Raw genomic sequence first — 17626 nt, 5'->3', positions numbered from 1 at the left:
ACTTAGCTGACATGAGAGAGCAACCAGGAGAAGGATTATGTTGAGCAGAGCCATGTGCTTCTTGGTACGAGTAGCCGTAGTTATCTGCATATTTGCAGCACTGCCGGTAACCATGATGTGGGCCAGCGTAAGTGGAAGTATCTCGGGCACAGTAAAAGATCCGGCAGGCAGTGTGGTGGTACATGTCGAAGTGACGGCCCGCGAGATCAATACCGGCATGGTGCATGTCACGCATACTGACAGCAGGGGTTATTACACCTTTCCTGTTTTGCCTGTCGGTCATTATGTCCTCGAAGTAAGGGCAACTGGATTCGGCAAGTATGAGCGCAAGGACATTACGCTGGACACAAATGCCGCGCTCACGCTGGATGCCGCTCTTCGCGTTGGAAACGTGGCAGAAAACGTCGAGGTTACGGACAACACGCTGCATGTGGAGACAACCAGCACGCAACTGGGGCAGGTGATTAGCGGACGGCAGATGACAGCCGTTCCGCTGAATGGCCGCAGTTATACAGACCTGCTTTCGTTGCAGCCAGGCGTTGCGCCTGTGACATCGATTACCAGCACCACAGTGCAGGATGTAGGCGCAACCGTACTCAATCCATCGGGCACACTGAATCCCGGCAACCTGTCCGTGAACGGCCAGCGGGAGACGGCCAACTACTTCGGCGTTAACGGTAGCGATGTGGAAGAAGATGTGAATGCCGGTACGGCTGTAATTCCGAACCTCGATGCCATTACCGAATTTCGCATCATTACCAGTAATTTCGACGCCGAGTATGGCGAATATAGCGGTGGTCAGATCACCGTAGTGACAAAGTCAGGCAGCAATGCTTTTCACGGCAATGCTTTTAACTTTCTCCGTAATACTGCTCTCGATGCCCGCAATTACTTTTCGCCGACGCGTGGCGCCTTCCGGCAGAATCAATTCGGTGGAACAGTGGGCGGTCCCATTCGCCGCAACAAGCTTTTCTTTTTTCTCGACTATCAGGGCACGCGGCAGACGCAGGGAGTCGATACGGGCAACATTGCTGTTCCATCCGATGCAGACCGTCTCGGCACGCTCTCTGACTTCACAACCGGAAAAGCTGGAAATCAACTCAGCGGAATTGTGAGTGGACCTAGCTTTGCCACCACTCTGACGCAAAGGCTGGGCTATGAAGTTGTTTCAGGGGAGCCGTACTATCTGCCGGGATGCACCTCTTCCTCGACGTGCGTTTTCCCGTATGCGGCGATTCCGCAAAATGCATGGTCGGTGCCGGCGCAGCGTATGCTGCAATATATCCCTGCGCCGAATACTGCGACCGGAACCTTTGCCACCTCTTCCTATAACCAGACGGTGCGCGATGATAAGGCAGGCACCCGGGTGGATGCGAATACGCGCTGGGGCCTGATGTCAGCGTATTACTTCATCGACGATTTTTATCTCGTCAACCCGTATCCGGTAGCGCAGAGTGGCGCAAGCGTTCCCGGATTCTCCGCAGCGACAACAGGACGCGCGCAGCTTCTTGCTCTCGGTGATACGAAGAGCTTTGGAGCAACGATGGTCAATGAGTTCCATCTGAGCTATATGCGGGACAACACAAATCTCGGCCAGCCGATTGGCGGCCTTGGTGTAAGCCTTGCGTCGCAGGGGTTTGTGAATAAGGATGGCAGTGACAGCATCGTGGCGCTCGATCCGAGAGGGCAGGGAGTTGAAAACCTGAATTTCAATGCCTATTCCACAGGCATGGCAGCCAATCAGCTCATCCAGGTTAACAATACGTATCAGACCAGCGATAACTTCTCGAAAGTGCTCGGCGCGCATACCATGAAGTTCGGCGCGGAATTCCATGCGGACCAGATAAATGCCATGCCCATCGCGCAGTTCAATGGCAATTTTGTTTTCTCCGGGCAGGAGACGGGCGTCGACTTCGCAGATTTCCTGATTGGTGTTCCCAGCCAGTACAACCAGAGCCAGTTGAATCCTTTCTATGCGCGAAATAAATACTTCGGCGCCTTTGCGCAGGATAGTTGGCATGTGCAGTCGAATCTCACGTTGAATTATGGTCTGCGCTGGGACCGCATTGCGCCGTGGTCGGAGAAGTACAACCAGATTTCGACATTCGTGGCCGGTGCGCAGTCTGTTGTTTTTCCAGGCGCGCCTCCGGGCATTCTCTATCCGGGCGATCCTGGCATTCCGAATACACTTGCTCCCATCGATGCGCGGGACTTCTCGCCAAGAGTCGGATTTGCGTGGTCGCCTCGAGCGGCAGATGGAACCTTTCTGAAGAAGATCTTCGGCAGCGAAGGCGCTACGAGCGTGCGTTCCAGTTTCGGCATGTTTTATAACGCAATCGACGCGATGGAGATCAGCGTTCTGGCCGCCAATGCTCCGTACGGAACAACATATAGCAGTCCCGCTCCTCCGCTGTTTGCAACACCATTCATCAATGCGGCAGACGGCACTGATAATGGTCAGCCATTTCCATATACCTTTGCTCCGCTGAATTCGTCGCGCAGTCATCCTGATCCCAATGTGAATTGGGCAGCTTATGAACCGATCAGCGGTATCCCTGGCTATGACATCCATAACCATACGCCGTATACCGAAGAGTGGTCGCTTGCCATAGAGCGGCAGGCTGGTCCGAAGACGGTTTTCAGCGCAAGCTATATCGGCTCCGCATCGCATCGGCAACGTGTTCTGGTGGAGGCCAATCCCGGCAGCCCATCGCTCTGCCTGAGCTTGAGCCAATCGAGTGAGGTGAAGTTCGGCACGGTAACCTGCGGCGCTTTTGGTGAGGATACGGTGTACTATCCAGAGGCTGGTGGCACAGTTGATGGCACACGCGGGCCGCTCGGGTCAAAATTCGGCAGCAATGCGTTGCAGTCCAACACTGGCTTCGCGAGTTATAACGCGTTGGAGTTGAGCGCGCGCCATGCCTCGGGGCGGCTCGAATTCGATGCCTCGTATACCTACAGTAAGTCGCTGGATCAATCCTCGAACATTGGTGAAGAGGTGAATCCTTTCAATCCGGCACTGAGCTATGCGCTTTCGGCCTTCGATATAACGCAGAACTTTGTGATCAGCTACGAGTATCAGTTGCCTTTCGATCAGTTTTTTCATCCCGATCGCCTGACCAAGGGATGGTCTCTGTCGGGAATCTCCCGCTTCTCCTCCGGTTTTCCGGTAACGATGATTAACAATGGCGACAACTCACTGATTGGAACGAACCCGAACGGCGTGAATAACAGCAGCATCGATGAGCCGGATTACAACGGAAGCGCATTGCACTTAAACAGGAACCCTCGCTCCACAAGCAATCGCTACTTTGCCGCTACAGACTTCAGCATGAATGCGTTGGGCAGTCCGGGAACAGCGAAGCGGCGCTTCTTCTATGGCCCTGGCCAGGACAATTACGACATGGCACTTTCGAAGAACCTGCCTTTCTCGGATTCAAAGAGTCTTCTCTTTCGCGTAGAGGCATTCAACGCATTCAACCATGCGCAGTTCTTTGGGCCACAGGCCGTCGATGGTGATATCGGCAGTTCCACCTTCGGAAATGTGATCAGTGCGGCCGCTCCGCGTATCTTGCAAGGTGCACTGAAATTGTCTTTCTAATTGCGGCTGCCTTTTGCGTGCAGCATGGGAGTGTCTTAGGGCGAGAGTGGAAAGCGAGCTCCGATCTTGGATAGCATTTCGTAGTGCAGTACGCGAGGTTTCTTGATGGAGATAGACGCACCGGCTGGAACGTTCTCACCACGACAGGTGATCCTGCTACAGTGGATAACTCTCGCATGGATGCTGATCGAATGTTTCGTCGCTTTGATCGCGGCATGGGATGCGAGAAGCGCATCCCTGCTCGCTTTTGGATCTGACAGTCTTGTGGAATTGATCTCTGCCTTAGTGGTGCTTCTCCAGTTTGCATCCCCTCCCCGTATGTCGCAGGCAAAGGCCGCAAGATTCTGCGGGTTGCTTCTTTACGTCCTCGCAGCCGTTGTGACTGCAATCGCGATTTTCGGACTGATCCGGCGACAGGAAGTGGAGCTAAGCCCACTCGGGATTGCGATCACTGCAGGAGCTCTTGTCCTGATGCCTGTTCTCGCATATTTCAAGAGGAGAGAAGCAGAACGTACCGGGAGCAAGGCCTTGCGCGCGGATGCGGTCCAGTCAGCTGCTTGCGCGTACCTCGCGGCTCTTACGCTTGCCGGACTTCTCCTCCGCTCATGGTTTGGTTTTGATTGGCTTGATTCTGTGGCAGCGCTCGCCGCTGTTCCAATCCTTGTTCTGGAAGCGAAGCGTGCACGCAGGGGGCAGGTCTGCAGTTGCTGCTAAGTATTCAGGTCGCTGCATTCACGTTCGCCCGTCCGGACTGGATTGAAGTACCTGGAGCACGCTGGATTCTGATTCCTGAAAGAATCGCAGACTGAACAAATACCTCTCATCTCCTCCTCTCGCCATTCGCAAGGATGGGATTACTCTCCACCTTTGGTATGTCAGTCCTTTGATGGAAGACACTCAGGCCTTGATCTCAGCATGATGGCTGGGCCGGGCAGATAAAGCGAATGCAAATGCTGCTCGGCGCAGTGAGCTTTGTTCTTTGGATGCCGCTCTTCTTTCGCATTCCTGACTTGCTCCTGCCATCAGGCGTGGCCTTGAGGTTGAGCAAAGATGTTTGCTGGTTGCTTTCGCGCGTTTTTTTTCGCATGCCTGTGCATGCTGATGGTTCCCTCCCTCGGGCTGGCTCAGGCAACGGAGCAGACGGTTCAGCCTTATGCGCAAAATGCAGCCGCTGACAGCTCTCCTCAGGGCGGTTCTGCGACTGCAGGCGCGTTTGCTCCAGTGCTGGACTCGGAGAAGAGACCGATTACAGCGGGCGGTTTCGTAAAGACAGGGCAGGTGATCTTCCAGGACATCTCGGAAAAAGCCGGTCTGACAACGTGGCATCACAAGATGGGAACGCCGGCAAAGCCATACATTCTTGAGACGACCGGTTCGGGTGTCTGCCTGCTCGACTATGACCACGATGGCTGGCTCGATATCTATCTGGTGAACGGCTCGACCTATGATGCCCTGGATGGAAAGGCGGAGGCGCCTCATGCCGCTCTTTTTCATAACAACCACGATGGCACTTTCACGAATGTCGCTAACATCTCTGGCACGACGAATGACAGGTGGGGCTTTGGTTGCGCCGTAGGCGACTTCGATAATGATGGCTGGCCTGATCTCTACGTCACCAACTATGGAAAGAACCGGCTCTACCGCAATAATCACGACGGTACATTCACGGACATCGCCGAAAAGGCGGGTGTAACTCTGGGCAACTGGTCAACGGGCGCGAGCTTCGGTGATTATGACGGCGACGGCCGTCTCGATCTGTTTGTCCCTGGCTACATTCATTGGGATCCGAAGAATGTTCCGGCCATGAATAATGGCTTTTGTCAGTTCCGAGGAGCGCATGTCATGTGCGGCCCGCGCGGACTGCCGGGCGAAGGTGACCATCTCTTCCATAACAATGGGGACGGTACTTTCACTGATGTCAGCGAGAAGGCCGGCGTCAGCGACCCCACGCATAACTACGGATTTTCTTCCACCTTCGTCGATGTGAACAACGATGGAAAGGTGGATCTGGTGGTTGCGAATGATTCTACGCCAAGCTACCTCTATATCAATAAAGGCGATGGAACCTTCGAGGATGCGAGCTTTTACTCTGGATTTGCCTTAAACCAGGATGCCCGCGAAACAGCGAACATGGGGCTGGCCGTTGGCGATTACAAGAACAATGGGCTCGTGGATTTTTATACCGGGACTTTTTCTGATGACTACAAGCCTCTCTTTGAAAACCTCGGCAATGCCAACTTTTCGGAAATAAGTCCGCAGATGCACATTGCCGAGGTGACATATCCCTTCCTCACCTGGGCCACAGGATTTATCGACTATGACAATGACGGATGGCGGGACATCTTTCTAGCCAACGGTCATGTTTATCCGCAGGTGGACCAGCATAACTGGGGAACGTCCTTTGCCGAACGGCCGCTGCTCTTTCATAACGTGGACAACGGGAAGAAATTCGATCTGATTCCGCCTGTAGAGGGAACCGGACTGGCAGATGTGATTCCTGCTCGCGGCGCTGCATTTGGCGATCTGTTCAATGACGGCAAGATGGATGTGGTCATCAACTGCATCGATCACACGCCGGTTCTTTTGCGGAATGTGGTCTCGAGTGGAAACCACTGGGTAGGCTTGCAACTTATCGGCGGTCCTAAGAGTCCACGGGATGCTGTCGGCGCTACGGTGTATCTCACTGCCGGGGGCATGAAGCACCGTGACGATGTATTGAGCGGTGGAAGCTACGAATCATCGAATGACCAGCGTGTGCATTTTGGTCTTGGTCAGGCGGCCAGCATCAGTGATGTCGAAATTCATTGGCCCAGCGGAGCTGTAGAGCATGTGAGTCTGCCTGCTGTGGATCGCTACTTTGTTGTGGAAGAGGGCAAAGGCGTGGTTCCGGGTGTTTACGACAGCATCGCAAAAGATGCAGCACAGCGCGGCACGCAGCCGGCGGCAAGTCCAGCGGGGCATTGATATGGTCACGCTCTACGCCAGAAGCTCCTCATGCAGGGATGCGCGTGCATGGCTGTTTCCTGCTGTCGTAATTGCTGCCCTGTTCGTGCTGGTATTCGCTTCTGAATCGGGCTGGAGCCAGGCGATGCCGCAGGAGAATGCAAAACCGGCTTCTACGATGGAGAAGCATGCGCCTGCGAGTGGTACTGCTTATCCCGCCGTGGTGAGTAAAGTATGGACTCCGGAAGAACGCGAAAAATATTCGCAGACGATCGGCCAGACGTATAACTTCCGCTTTGGCAAGGATCAGCCCTTCGCTCCGAGCGACGCCAAGATTGAAGGCAATAGTTTTATCCAGCCCGGAGCTTTCCCGGACCCTTCGTATTGTGCGCACTGCCATCAGGAGGCTTACCATCAGTGGCGACAGGCGTTGCACTCCAATGCCTTTCGCGCGCCGTTCTACCGGGCGAGCGTGAATATCCTGATCCGCACCAAGGGAATCGAGTTCTCGCGCCATTGCGACAGCTGTCACAACCCTATCGGTATGCTTGCGGGTGGCCTTACACAAACCTCGCAGGTGAACAGGAAGTTCGACGACAACGGCGTGAGCTGCATGGTTTGTCACTCGATTCAGGGTTTGCAGTCGACCAGCGGAAATGGTGGCTACATCATGGGCGTGCCGGCCGTGATGGTCGATGAAAATGGAAAGCGAATCCCGGGTGAGGTTCCCTATGAAGAGATCCTCATGCACACGGACCGGCATGTTCGTGCCGTCATGCAGCCGTTCTATCGCACGCCGGAATTCTGTGCGGCATGCCACAAGGCGAATCTGCCGGAGCACCTTAACGACTTCAAATTCATCAGTGCGTTCTCAAGTTATGACGAGTGGCAGAATTCTAAGTTCTCGCATCGCAATCCGCTGACTTTCTACTCTGGCGACTTTACTACCTGCCAGAACTGCCATATGAAGCGCGCACCCAACACGCTCCCGGACTATGGTGCGAAAAACGGGACCTTTGCCTCGCATAGCTGGACCGCGGGCAATACGGCTGTACCTTTTTATTACGGCTTCGACGAGCAGCTCAAGAAAACGGTGGACTTTCTCAAGGCCGGCAATTATCTGAACGTGGATATCTTTGCGATCAAAAAGGCGAGTGACGGCAGCATGGCTGCTCCGCTGGGCTCCACATCCTTTCAGATCGCTCCGAACGATACGTTGGATGCCTATGTGGTTATTCAAAATAAAAACATCGGGCATTCTCTTATTCCGGAAGTGCGAGACCTTTACGAGGCGTGGACCGAGTTCATCGTAAAGGATGCAAGCGGCAGAGAAATTTACCATAGCGGCTTCCTGAAGCCCGATGGCATGCTCGACGAGCATGCGCATAGCTTCACGAATAGACCGGTGAATGTGGATGGTGAGTTTGTCGACAACCACAAGGTCTGGACGATCCGCTCTGTAGCGTATGACAACACGGTTCAGGCAGGCCGGTCCACGCTGGTGCGCTATCGCTTCCGCATTCCTGCAGACGTGAAGGGGCCGATGACCATCACGGCGAATGTGAACTATCGGCATTTCCGGCAGAGCTATCTGAATAATGTATTCGGCAAAGATCATCCGAACTATCCGGTGATTCAGCTGGCCTCGCGCAGCCGCACACTGAATCTTGGCGAAAACACTCCGGTGCCACCCGATCCCGCCGACAACCCCGACTGGATGCGCTGGAACAATCTTGGCATCGCATATCTCGACGAGTTTCAGTATGCGGAGGCTGTTCAGGCATTCGGGGAGGTCGTCAAGCTCAGGCCGGATTATGCGGATGGTTATACGAATATTGCACTGACTGAGATCCAGTGGGAGAAATATGATTCAGCACGGGTCAGCATCAATAAAGCGCTGGCGCTTACTCCCGATAATGCGCGTGCTCTCTACTACGCTGCGCTTCTCGAGAGGAGAGCGAGCAATATCAGCGCCGAGCTGGCCGATCTTCAGGAGGTGGTGCAGCAGTATCCGCAGTCGCGCGACGCGCGTCGTGAACTGGGCATCGCGTATTATCGCCAGGGCGATTACGAGCACTCCACGCAGCAGTTCGAAGCGCTGCAGGCCATCGATCCGGATGATCTCGCCGCGCACTACAATCTCTCGATCCTCTATCACCGCATGGGAAAGACGAAAGAAGCAGCGGAGCAGCAGGCACTGTTTGTCACGGAAAAGATCAATTCGGACGCTCGTACGGACTCTCTGGACTTCCTGCGACGGCATCCAGAGCTTTCTGGGGAGAGTATCCCATGGCACGTGCATACCGACCTTCCAGGCGGTGGTTCTCCTTTGCAGGCTGGCGCGATGAAATCGCAAGGTGGACAGCCATGAGGAGCCGAGGCTGGCTTTTGCTGCTGATGATGTTCGCGTTGCATTGCCATGCGCAGACAGCATGCCCATGGGTAAACCAGGCTACGGTTACAGATTCTCCCGATGGGGCAGTGCGCGAGGCGCACACCTCAGTTGCTGCCGACGGCAACCGGTGTACCTTCGATTACCGCGATGGTGAAGCGGCTTACAGCGTAGAGATTGCAGTGCAAGGCGTTCCCGATCATGGTTCGAATTCCACGCAGCCGGAAGTGCAATGTGCATCGCCGAAAACTCCACTCATAGGGATTGGGAATGAGGCTGCGGTGTGCAGCATTGGCGCACACCGCATGCATGGAGCGCAGGTGATGGGGCGGGTCCGGGACAAGTCGTTCTTCGTCATCGTGCGCAGTCACGGTGATCCAGATACTCCTGCCGTCCGGCAACAGCTTTCCGAAAAGACAATCCTGATTGCCGAGCAGGTTGTGGGCAATCTGTTTTGAGAGATCAGGAGTGCAGAGAGCTGTGTGCAGGAATAACACTGCAGCTGGCAAGACAGAAATCAGGCAGAACCGGAGCCTGATCTTTCGCATGCTCGTCACTGCGGCAACCGTTTGCGTATTGTCGAGCAGTGGTTCCCATTCAGCGGGTCATGTACTTGCAGAAACGTCTGCGCCGGCGATCGTCATTCATGCGAAGCGCTATGCCTTTGTTCCATCGCAAATCACGTTGCAGGCCGGCCGCACGGTTCGTCTTACCTTTATCTCCGATGATGTCCCTCATAGCATCGCGATTCCCGGCTTGCAGATCGATGTGCCGATTGCCGGCAATCCGGTCAGTGAGGTTGTGATTACTCCTTCAGCCGCCGGAGATTTTACCGGGATGTGCACGCGGTACTGCGGAGCCGATCACGACAAGATAGCGTTTGTCGTGCATGTGATCGAGCAGAGGCAATAGGCGTGAAAGTACTCGCGCAGCTAAATTCCCGTGTTTGCTCATTCGATATTCAGCTCAAAGAGGTATCGAGGCGCTACCTTGCGTCTGCTTGCATGCTGCAAAAAAATGAGCCGGCCCGAATCGGCCGGCTCGAGAGAGAGGAGAAGCCTTTAAAAAAGGATCTTCAAGGCTAGCTGCGTGTTGTACGGTTCGCCGGAGCCGATGCCAGGCGCGCCGTAGGAGACGCCGATGGTCGAGGTGCTCCAGCCGAAGGAAGAGCCGTCGCCAAGGCTTGCGGCGGGCTGGGCGAGGTTGACGCGATTGAAGACATTGAACATCTCCACTCGGAACTGCGCACGGATGCGCTCCTTATAGAGAAAGGTGTTCTTGATCAGCGACAGGTCCACGTCACCGAAGCCGGGCCCGATCACCTGGTTGCGGCCGAGATTGCCATACGTGCCAGCCTCCGGTACCACAAAGCTGTTCGGATTGAGGTACTGCGCGTAGGAGTGCTCCTGCACGGAACGGTTGCTGTTGAGCGCCGTGCCCGTGATGCTGGCGCGGTCCTCATTTTCGCCGGTGCCGCTGTTGTCCTGGCCGGTGAGCACGTTGACCGGCTCGCCGTTCTGGAACTTGAGGATGCCGTTCACCTCCCATCCATGCGTCAGAGCGCGAGGCCCGAACGAAAGGGTAGGGATTTCATAGTTGAGATAGGCCGCGAAGTGATTGCGGATATCCGCGTTGGCATTTCCCCAGTCGCCGGCCAGGTTCGCCGAATTCTGCGGAAGAACATTGAAGACGCTGGAATCATCCAGGTTATGGCTCCAGGCATAGGCGAATTGGCTGATCAGTCCATGCCATGAGCTGCTGCGCAGCGTTACCTGCAGAGAGTTATAGCTGGATGAGGCGGCTGTGTTGATCTGGTTGATGATGCCGAAGTTGGGGTATTGGCTGAAGTAGGGGCGCGAAGCCTGCTGGGCCGAGAAGGTATATCCCGATGAGGTTGTCACCGTCGCAGTGCTTTGATCCAGCTGTTCGCCGGGAACGACGGCCGACTGGTTGATATCCTGCAGCACGAGGTTGTGGCGGCTGACCGTGCCCACATAGCCGACATTCAGCTGCCATGCTTTGCCCAGGCCCTGTTCGACATTCAGACCGAAGAGTTCGGCATAGGGTGTTTTGAAGTTACGGCTGACCGAATAGATGGAGACAACGTTGTCGCCGGTGGGCAGGCCCTGGCTGGCTGTGAAGATCGGCGTCGTCTGGTTGTAAGTCCAGATGGGCGCCAGAGGATTGGAGACTCCCAGCACGATCGATTCGTTGGGTTCGCTGCCGACAGGATTGTTATTGACGCCGCCTGCGCCACCGTTGGGAATGCCGATGTTGCCGAAGAACGCCTGGCCTGCAGGCTGATCGAAATAAATACCGTAATTGGCGCGGATCACGGTGTCGTTGCGCACCTGGTAGGCAACACCGAAGCGCGGCGAGAAATTGAGCTTGTTGCTGTTGTAGATGTAATCCGGGGTGCCATTGCCCGAGCCCGCCACCACGAGGCCGCCATTGTTCGGAGCGAAGATGGAGAGATTCGGATCGTTGGTGTAGAAGGGCTGCTGATAGTCGTAGCGCAGGCCAAGATTGAGGTTGAGCTTTGGCGTGAGTTGCAGGGAGTCCTCAGCGAAAGCGGACCCGGTGTGGGTGTAGATGAAGCGCTCCTGCGTGCCGAGAGTGATCGTGGACTGGTACGAATAGCCAGCCATGAAATCGGCCAGGTTCAGGATATTCGAGTCGGTGACCGTGGTGTCGTTGGCCCAGGGGCCGAGCACGCCGCCGGTGCCGAAGTTGAAGGCGCCACGGCCTCCCCAGTTGTAGTAAAGATCGATATAGGCGCGGCGATATTCAAGCCCGAAACGCAGCTGATGCCTGCCGATTGTCCAGGACAGCGTGTCTGAGATATGACCGGTAATATCATTGCGGCCGGAGGTGGGTGTGACACCAATCGAGTCGAAGCCATTGATGGCAACCTGCGGCGCGCCGGACAAGCTGGCGCCGGTATTGAGGCCGGCGAGTGTCAGCGGATTCTGGGTGTGCACCGCATCGGCGAATCCCTGCGTGAAGTAGCTGACGCCTGCGGCGAGCTGGTTGCTCAGGTTAGGACGCAAGCTGTAATTCCATACCGCATCGTAGTTCTGGATGTGCGAAGGGACGGTCTGGAAGTACTCAGGCAGATAGGAGCAGACAAATACGCAATCGGGAGCCTGAGCATAGCCCTGGCCGAAGTACCAGCGTGCAGAGAGATGGCTCCGGTCGCTGATGTTGTGGTCCACCTTGGCGACGATGTTATGACTGTATCCGCTTTGCGGCGCGCTGCTTTGGTAGTTGCCCGGCGTCGCGGAAAGGTTGGCAATCTCGCTCGGGTCCCATAGGGTGCTCAGGATCTGCTTCGAGACCTGGCTTGCAGCAACGTTATATTTACTCAGCTCCGCCAGCGCCAGCGCCTCGTAGGCCGGAGAAGGCTCGGTTACGGTATTCGCTTCGCCGATGACGAACTTCTGCTCCTCATAGGTGAGGAAGAAGAAGGTGTGATCGTGCCAGATCGGGCCGCCCAGTGAGCCGCCCCAGTTCTGGTTGCGCAGCGGCTGTTCCGGTGAGCCGGGTGCCGTAAAGGGCGAAGCGACGGCCAGCGCCTCATTGCGGTTGAAGTAATAAGCTGATCCGTGGAACTGATTGGTGCCCGATTTGGTGGTGATGTTCAGAGTGCCGCCTGGGCTGCGTCCGGATTCGCTGTTGCCCGTCGTCTGCAGCGAGTACTCGTCGAGTGCGTCGATGGGATAAATGACGCCAGCGATGCCGCTGATGCCGCCCTGGTTGACTGCATCGACGTCGAGATAGAGATCGTTGTTATCCGTGCCGTCAATCGTGTAGTTGACCTGGTTGCCGCGCATGCCATTCACCGAGCCGGAGTTGCCGTAGCCGGCAAAGGATGGGGAAGTGCTGAAAAGCTGTGTAAAGTCGCGGCCATTCAGCGGCGTGTCCTGCAGTGACTTCGAGTCGAGGGTGGTCGTCTGCGTGGTGGTGGTCGTGTCGAGGGTCAGAGCCTCGGCCGAAACCTCGACCGTGGAGGCCTGCTGCGCCACGGACAGCTTGACCGGCAGCGTATACACCTTGCCGGCCAGTACCTGGACCCCGTTGATTTCTGTGGCCTGGAAGCCCGCGGCTTCCAGCTTGATGGTGTAGGTGCTCAGCGGAAGATCGCTGAAGGAGAACTCACCCGCACCGGATGAAATCGTACCGCGCACCGCTCCGGTGGATGTGTCGGTCGCTGTTACTTTGGCACCGGTGACAGCCGCACCCGAGGGATCGGTGACGGTTCCGTTGATCGTACCGCGAAAGGTTTGGGCAGTGGACAGGACGGGGTGAAGCAGCAACAGCGCAAACAGGGCGAAGAACGTCCGCCCCCAAAATGCATTTACCTGCATGTACAGCCTCCAGAAGTAAAGCAAAGTACATCGTCTGCAACGGTGGACCGACTGTAAGCAGGTTCACCGTGGTGGAGTGTGTATGTATGTGCGCCGACGCGTTCGGAGTGTTTCCGGAACGCGTTGCGGATACAGCTTTAGTTACGACTGCGAATACTGCTGAAGAGTTCTGGCCCGGGGACGCAGCGGTTGATATACCGCTATCATGTTGAATCTTGAAATCACACCGCGCGAAAAAAAGCGAAAATGTCAGAAATTTCAGGGGGCAAAGCAGATAGCCGATGCAATGGCGGTAAAGGCTTGGGCGCGTAGAAGCTAGCGGGAGTAACAACAGCGACGCGAAGGAATGGCCTCATTCAGCATGTGTGCCCGATAGTAACATGATTGAAATAACATGGCCGCGGGGATGTTAGGCGACAAAAAAAATATATACGGCGCATAACCTTAACCTTATTCGGCATGCTGTTGCCGGGACGGCGTGTCGTGATGGCGTGCCGAAATATGGATGGGTTCCAATCTTTCGACTGGAGTTGCAAGGTATTCTGAACGCGCTATCGCGTGGAGATTCGACCGCGCCGCGTGGACGCTGCGTCGGGGCGCATCAGCTCTTGCGGCTGAAAGCCGAGCTGCTCGAGCGCGCGTGAAAGTTCCGCTGCGCCACGCAGGCGCTCGCTGCGTTCCCGGGCGAGCATACGGCGCAATAAGCGTGCAAGCGGGGCATCCGCTTCGATCGCCGCAGGCAGAGCGGAGATGCCATCCAGGTGGCGCTGACGGATTGCCTTCAGGGAGTCAGCCTGCATGAGCGGTTTCCCAGTCATGACTTCCACGATCACAAGACCCAGCTCGTACAGGTCGGTACGTATGTCCGGAGCTTCGCCACGAAGCTGCTCGGGGCTCGTATAGAGTGGCGTGCCGGCGGAAAACGGTTGATAGGGGTCGTCGTTGTTTTGCATGCGCGACAGGCCGAAATCCAATACGCGATAGCGGCCGAATTGGTCGAGGCGTATGTTGCCGGGAGAGAGATCGCCGTGCGAGATGCCATACGACTCCGCATGGCAGAGCAGGCTGCTGATCTGCGTCGCAAATTGCAGCGTCTGGATGCGGGAAAGAGGCCCATGCCGCTGGATGAAAGCGTCCAGGTCCTCTCCTTCGATGAAGGGCATCAGCAGCACCGGAAGCCCGCCTGCATCGAGCACATCGAAAACCGGTACAGCATTCGGATGGCCGCCGACGAGCGAGGCATTCCGTGCCTCGGCATGAAAGCTGCGCAGAATCTCCGGCCGGTCTGCCAGCTCGGGGCGCAGCGCCTTGGCAACAAATAAGCCTTTGTGGATGCGATGACGCAATTGCAGAATGGTCGCCATGCCGCCAAGCGCGAGGCAGTCGAGCACTTCCCATCGCGCGCCGAGAAGGGATTGCATCTCCAGGGCGAGGTTGCGCAGCTCTCTCATGCGTTCCCTGCTCATACGTTCCCCGGATGGGCTGGCCGCTTGATCGGGCATGGATTCCGAGCCTTGGGATGGCGTACTGCCTGAGTGGCCGAGATTGAGCATCTGGATCACGAAAGTCTCCGGCGCCGCGGCATCGTAACCGGAGACATAACTGGAGGAGTAAGTCCTGTCAGAGGCGTACAGGCGAGCTGCGCTCGCACACTATCACCCTTCTCTTTCATGGAGGCCAGCGCAGCTGGCTGCATCACATGCACTTGCGCGGAATTGTGCAGGGTCCAGGTCAGAATGGCTACTGCCTTATGCAGGGCTACCTCGCAGGTATGTGTGGCGCGATGCCGGTCCCACAGGCACATAAAGCCAGTGTCTGGATGGATATTGGGGTGCTGCATGGGGCGGTCAAGATAGAGTTCCATCGGCATGGCAGGAAAGTACTCGGGGAACTCGATTCTCAATGCGTGAGTACGTTCGATGCCGCCGCTCCGCGTGAGTGCGGGGACATCTCGCAGGGTGAGATGAAAGGTGTTGTCTTCCTGCCGCAGGCCAGTCATACGTTCAGGATTCAGCTCGGCAAGAGCTGCAAGCAGGCGCCATTCTCCTGCGAGCCGCGTGGCCCACAGGGAGGCTGCCGGAGGTTCAGCCGTTGCTGGCAATGGTCGATACACGGAGGACATCGTTGGGGTGTACGCCCTGTTCCGGGAGCGGAGTGGCAAAATCGAGACTGGAGCCGTCCCAGATCACTTCCGGTTCGCCGTCTCCCTTCAATACTTCGCCCCGCTCACGCAGGTCGTAGAGGATTTCCTCAAGGACCATGGTCAGGGTTTCTGTCTCGTCGATGTCGACATTGTACTTAGTCTCACCACTGATGGTGTCAAAGTACATTTGATACTTAGGCATCGAAGCTATTCCTTTGTCCGGGTTATATCCGGGATGGTGTGGAGCCTGTGGTGTATGCGCTAGCCACCTTGGCCATCGCAATAGTAAGGGATGCAGGAAGTTCCGGCAGTGTCTCCCCGCAGCGTGCACATTCTCCGTTGTTAAAGTCCCAGCAGGAGCGGCACTGTGCGCGACGGCAGCGTGGACAGGCCCGCAAATCGGCGGTTTCCGGCGCTGCAAGACAGAGCTGGCAGCGGCCATGCATCATCCGCGGGCCGGTTACCTTCTGCCACCATGTATCGCTGATCGGCAACACCGGAACGCGCTGTTCCAGGCAGAGCTGGCAGCGTCGATGTTCGAAGCTCCAGCAGGTTTCATCGCAGACCTCGTTCTGGCATCGAGGGCAGCGGAAGACGACGGCCTGCCGGCTGAGATGACGATGGCAGAGTGTGCACTTTGCCTGGTTGCGGCGCAGGAGCACAAGGGTAGCGAGCGACGTTCCGCCGGCAAGCAGTGGGCAGAACCAGAGGGCGAACGATGGCCTAAGTCCAAGCTCGGCGATGAGAATGGCTGCTAAGTCGGTAAAAGTAATGGCCAGCGGAACTGCCCACAGCGTAACCGGGGCAAAAGCGCGAAAGATCAGCCACGTTACGCCGGCACCTAGCAGCAGGCTGGCAGGGAGTGCCGGTGCCGCTCCTCCGAGGCAGCAGAAGAATTGTGCAGAGGCTAACAGCAGCAATAATCCACTCAATGCTGTCCAGCGTTCGAGCCCGGGATTCATGACGCACTTCCTAACGAGATGACGCGGCGCAGGCGCGCCATATGGCTGCGGGGTAACCCCAGTTCCATTGGGGTGAGCGAGGCTTCGGCATCCTGCGTGCCGAGCGAGCTGACGATGCGGCGCGGTTCCATCTCTCCTGTGACTCCGCAATGCATGCAGCCCCCGCTCCGGCGTAACGCCGCGAGGCGCTGTGCTGTCCTCTGCACGGTTCCACAATGACGGCACTGGGCTTCCATACACACCGGCCAGGCAAGTTGGATGCGCCAGTGCTGGTCGGGAGCAGCGGCGTGCAGACTGTCTCCGAGCTGACGATCGTCCTCGAGCGCAATAAGTCCGCCAGGCTCATCCTCGTGCCATGGACATGAGATGCTGCGCGTAAGTAAGTGCCGCGGTGCATGCGGCAAATGGTCGCCATGTGCCGGATTGACGGTCCAGGAATGGCGATAGCGGGGATCGGATTCGGAGTAACTTATGAAATCTTCGATAATTTCCGTAACAACCGTAGCGGCAGCTTCGATAGCCGGCGGCGGAGCCGCAGCCTGGCCAAGCGATTCCGGCGCACGCAACGGACGGCAGCCGGGTGAGCGGGTTGCGGCAAAGCTCAGCAGCTCGGCCCTGCGATCTTCTCTTAGGCCACATAGCTGGCAGGCGGCTAAGTTATCTGGCGCAAAATAGGTTACCCGGGCTCGCCCTGCGGGACGATGCAGTTCCTCACCGCCAAAGACGCCGATATCGATCAGCGGCAGGCCCAGTGCGCGGGCAGCCTGCGCTGTTTCAAGGCGAGCTAAAGGATCGTCTGCACAGCAGAGGAGCATATCGGCCTCGCGTAACCGCTGCCAGCCTACGTCGGCAATCTCGCGTACTTCAGCTTCACAGGAAAAGGTTGCGGAATCATTAATGACTGCTGATAAAACTTCGGCTTTGGGCTTGGTCAGGATGCTTTGCCCCTGAGATGAGGCTGCCTGCTGAAAGAATCGGCTGAGAGCGATATTGCGTTCTTCGAGCTGATCCGGGTCGACCAGAAGTACGGAAGTGAGCCACGCGGGGCGCAGCTTTGTCAGCTGATAGAGTACTGCGGAACCCAAGGCACCCGCGCCTGCCAGCACGATCCGCAAAGAGCGTTCTTTCGCGGGATACGGAGCAGGTGTGATGTCAGTTGTCCTTGTAAATAAATTCAGCACCCAGACAACTTTATAACCAACGCACTACTCTAACCAC

General features: G+C 56.6%; 12 protein-coding genes. 6 read left to right on the top strand and 6 right to left on the bottom strand.

Annotation, left to right across the window (positions count from 1 at the left end; translation table 11 throughout):
- Positions 1-112: 112 nt before the first annotated feature.
- From ESZ00_RS06045 to ESZ00_RS06020, 6 genes are all read left to right on the top strand, one after another.
- The gene (locus ESZ00_RS06045) at positions 113-3601 is read left to right on the top strand and encodes a TonB-dependent receptor (protein ID WP_164981361.1); all 3489 of its coding nucleotides are present in this window, start codon (positions 113-115) and stop codon (positions 3599-3601) included.
- Between the two features lie 180 nt (positions 3602-3781).
- Positions 3782-4315, top strand: a complete 534-nt coding sequence (locus tag ESZ00_RS06040; protein WP_229740990.1) for a cation diffusion facilitator family transporter — start codon at positions 3782-3784, stop codon at positions 4313-4315.
- 381 nt (positions 4316-4696) lie between these two features.
- Positions 4697-6565 (top strand): CRTAC1 family protein, encoded by a 1869-nt coding sequence (locus tag ESZ00_RS06035; RefSeq protein WP_229740989.1) that lies wholly within the window; start codon positions 4697-4699, stop codon positions 6563-6565.
- A gap of 124 nt (positions 6566-6689) precedes the next feature.
- On the top strand, positions 6690-8915 hold the full coding sequence (locus ESZ00_RS06030) for a tetratricopeptide repeat protein (protein ID WP_129207233.1): 2226 nt from the start codon (positions 6690-6692) through the stop codon (positions 8913-8915).
- Positions 8912-9394 carry a hypothetical protein gene (locus ESZ00_RS06025; RefSeq protein WP_129207232.1) on the top strand — a complete coding sequence of 161 codons (483 nt, stop codon included), beginning with the start codon at positions 8912-8914 and terminating at the stop codon, positions 9392-9394. Before ESZ00_RS06030 ends, ESZ00_RS06025 begins: the two co-directional genes overlap by 4 nt.
- An 88-nt stretch (positions 9395-9482) precedes the next feature.
- The gene (locus tag ESZ00_RS06020; protein ID WP_129207231.1) at positions 9483-9848 is read left to right on the top strand and encodes a cupredoxin domain-containing protein; all 366 of its coding nucleotides are present in this window, start codon (positions 9483-9485) and stop codon (positions 9846-9848) included.
- A gap of 149 nt (positions 9849-9997) precedes the next feature.
- Here the strand turns inward: ESZ00_RS06020 and ESZ00_RS06015 are convergent, their stop codons facing one another.
- The 6 genes from ESZ00_RS06015 to ESZ00_RS05990 all read right to left on the bottom strand — a co-directional run bounded on the left by ESZ00_RS06015 (position 9998) and on the right by ESZ00_RS05990 (position 17589).
- Positions 9998-13303 carry a TonB-dependent receptor gene (locus ESZ00_RS06015; RefSeq protein ID WP_129207230.1) on the bottom strand — a complete coding sequence of 1102 codons (3306 nt, stop codon included), beginning with the start codon at positions 13301-13303 and terminating at the stop codon, positions 9998-10000.
- A gap of 551 nt (positions 13304-13854) precedes the next feature.
- Complete coding sequence (locus tag ESZ00_RS06010) at positions 13855-14754, bottom strand: serine/threonine-protein kinase (protein WP_164981360.1); 900 nt, start codon at positions 14752-14754, stop codon at positions 13855-13857.
- 107 nt (positions 14755-14861) lie between these two features.
- On the bottom strand, positions 14862-15416 hold the full coding sequence (locus ESZ00_RS06005; RefSeq protein ID WP_164981359.1) for a ubiquitin-conjugating enzyme E2 variant: 555 nt from the start codon (positions 15414-15416) through the stop codon (positions 14862-14864).
- A complete protein-coding gene (locus ESZ00_RS06000) occupies positions 15388-15648 on the bottom strand; it encodes a hypothetical protein (protein WP_129207227.1) in 261 nt (86 codons plus the stop codon). The genes ESZ00_RS06005 and ESZ00_RS06000 overlap by 29 nt, the downstream gene beginning before the upstream one ends.
- Before the next feature lie 22 nt (positions 15649-15670).
- A complete protein-coding gene (locus ESZ00_RS05995) occupies positions 15671-16408 on the bottom strand; it encodes a hypothetical protein (protein ID WP_129207226.1) in 738 nt (245 codons plus the stop codon).
- A complete protein-coding gene (locus ESZ00_RS05990; protein ID WP_129207225.1) occupies positions 16405-17589 on the bottom strand; it encodes a ThiF family adenylyltransferase in 1185 nt (394 codons plus the stop codon). Before ESZ00_RS05990 ends, ESZ00_RS05995 begins: the two co-directional genes overlap by 4 nt.
- Positions 17590-17626 lie beyond the last annotated feature (37 nt).

This window comes from Silvibacterium dinghuense (assembly GCF_004123295.1).
Classification (GTDB): Bacteria; Acidobacteriota; Terriglobia; order Terriglobales; family Acidobacteriaceae; genus Silvibacterium; species Silvibacterium dinghuense.
The sequence above is the reverse complement of the archived record's forward strand: the minus strand, read 5'-3'. Positions and strand labels throughout refer to the sequence as shown.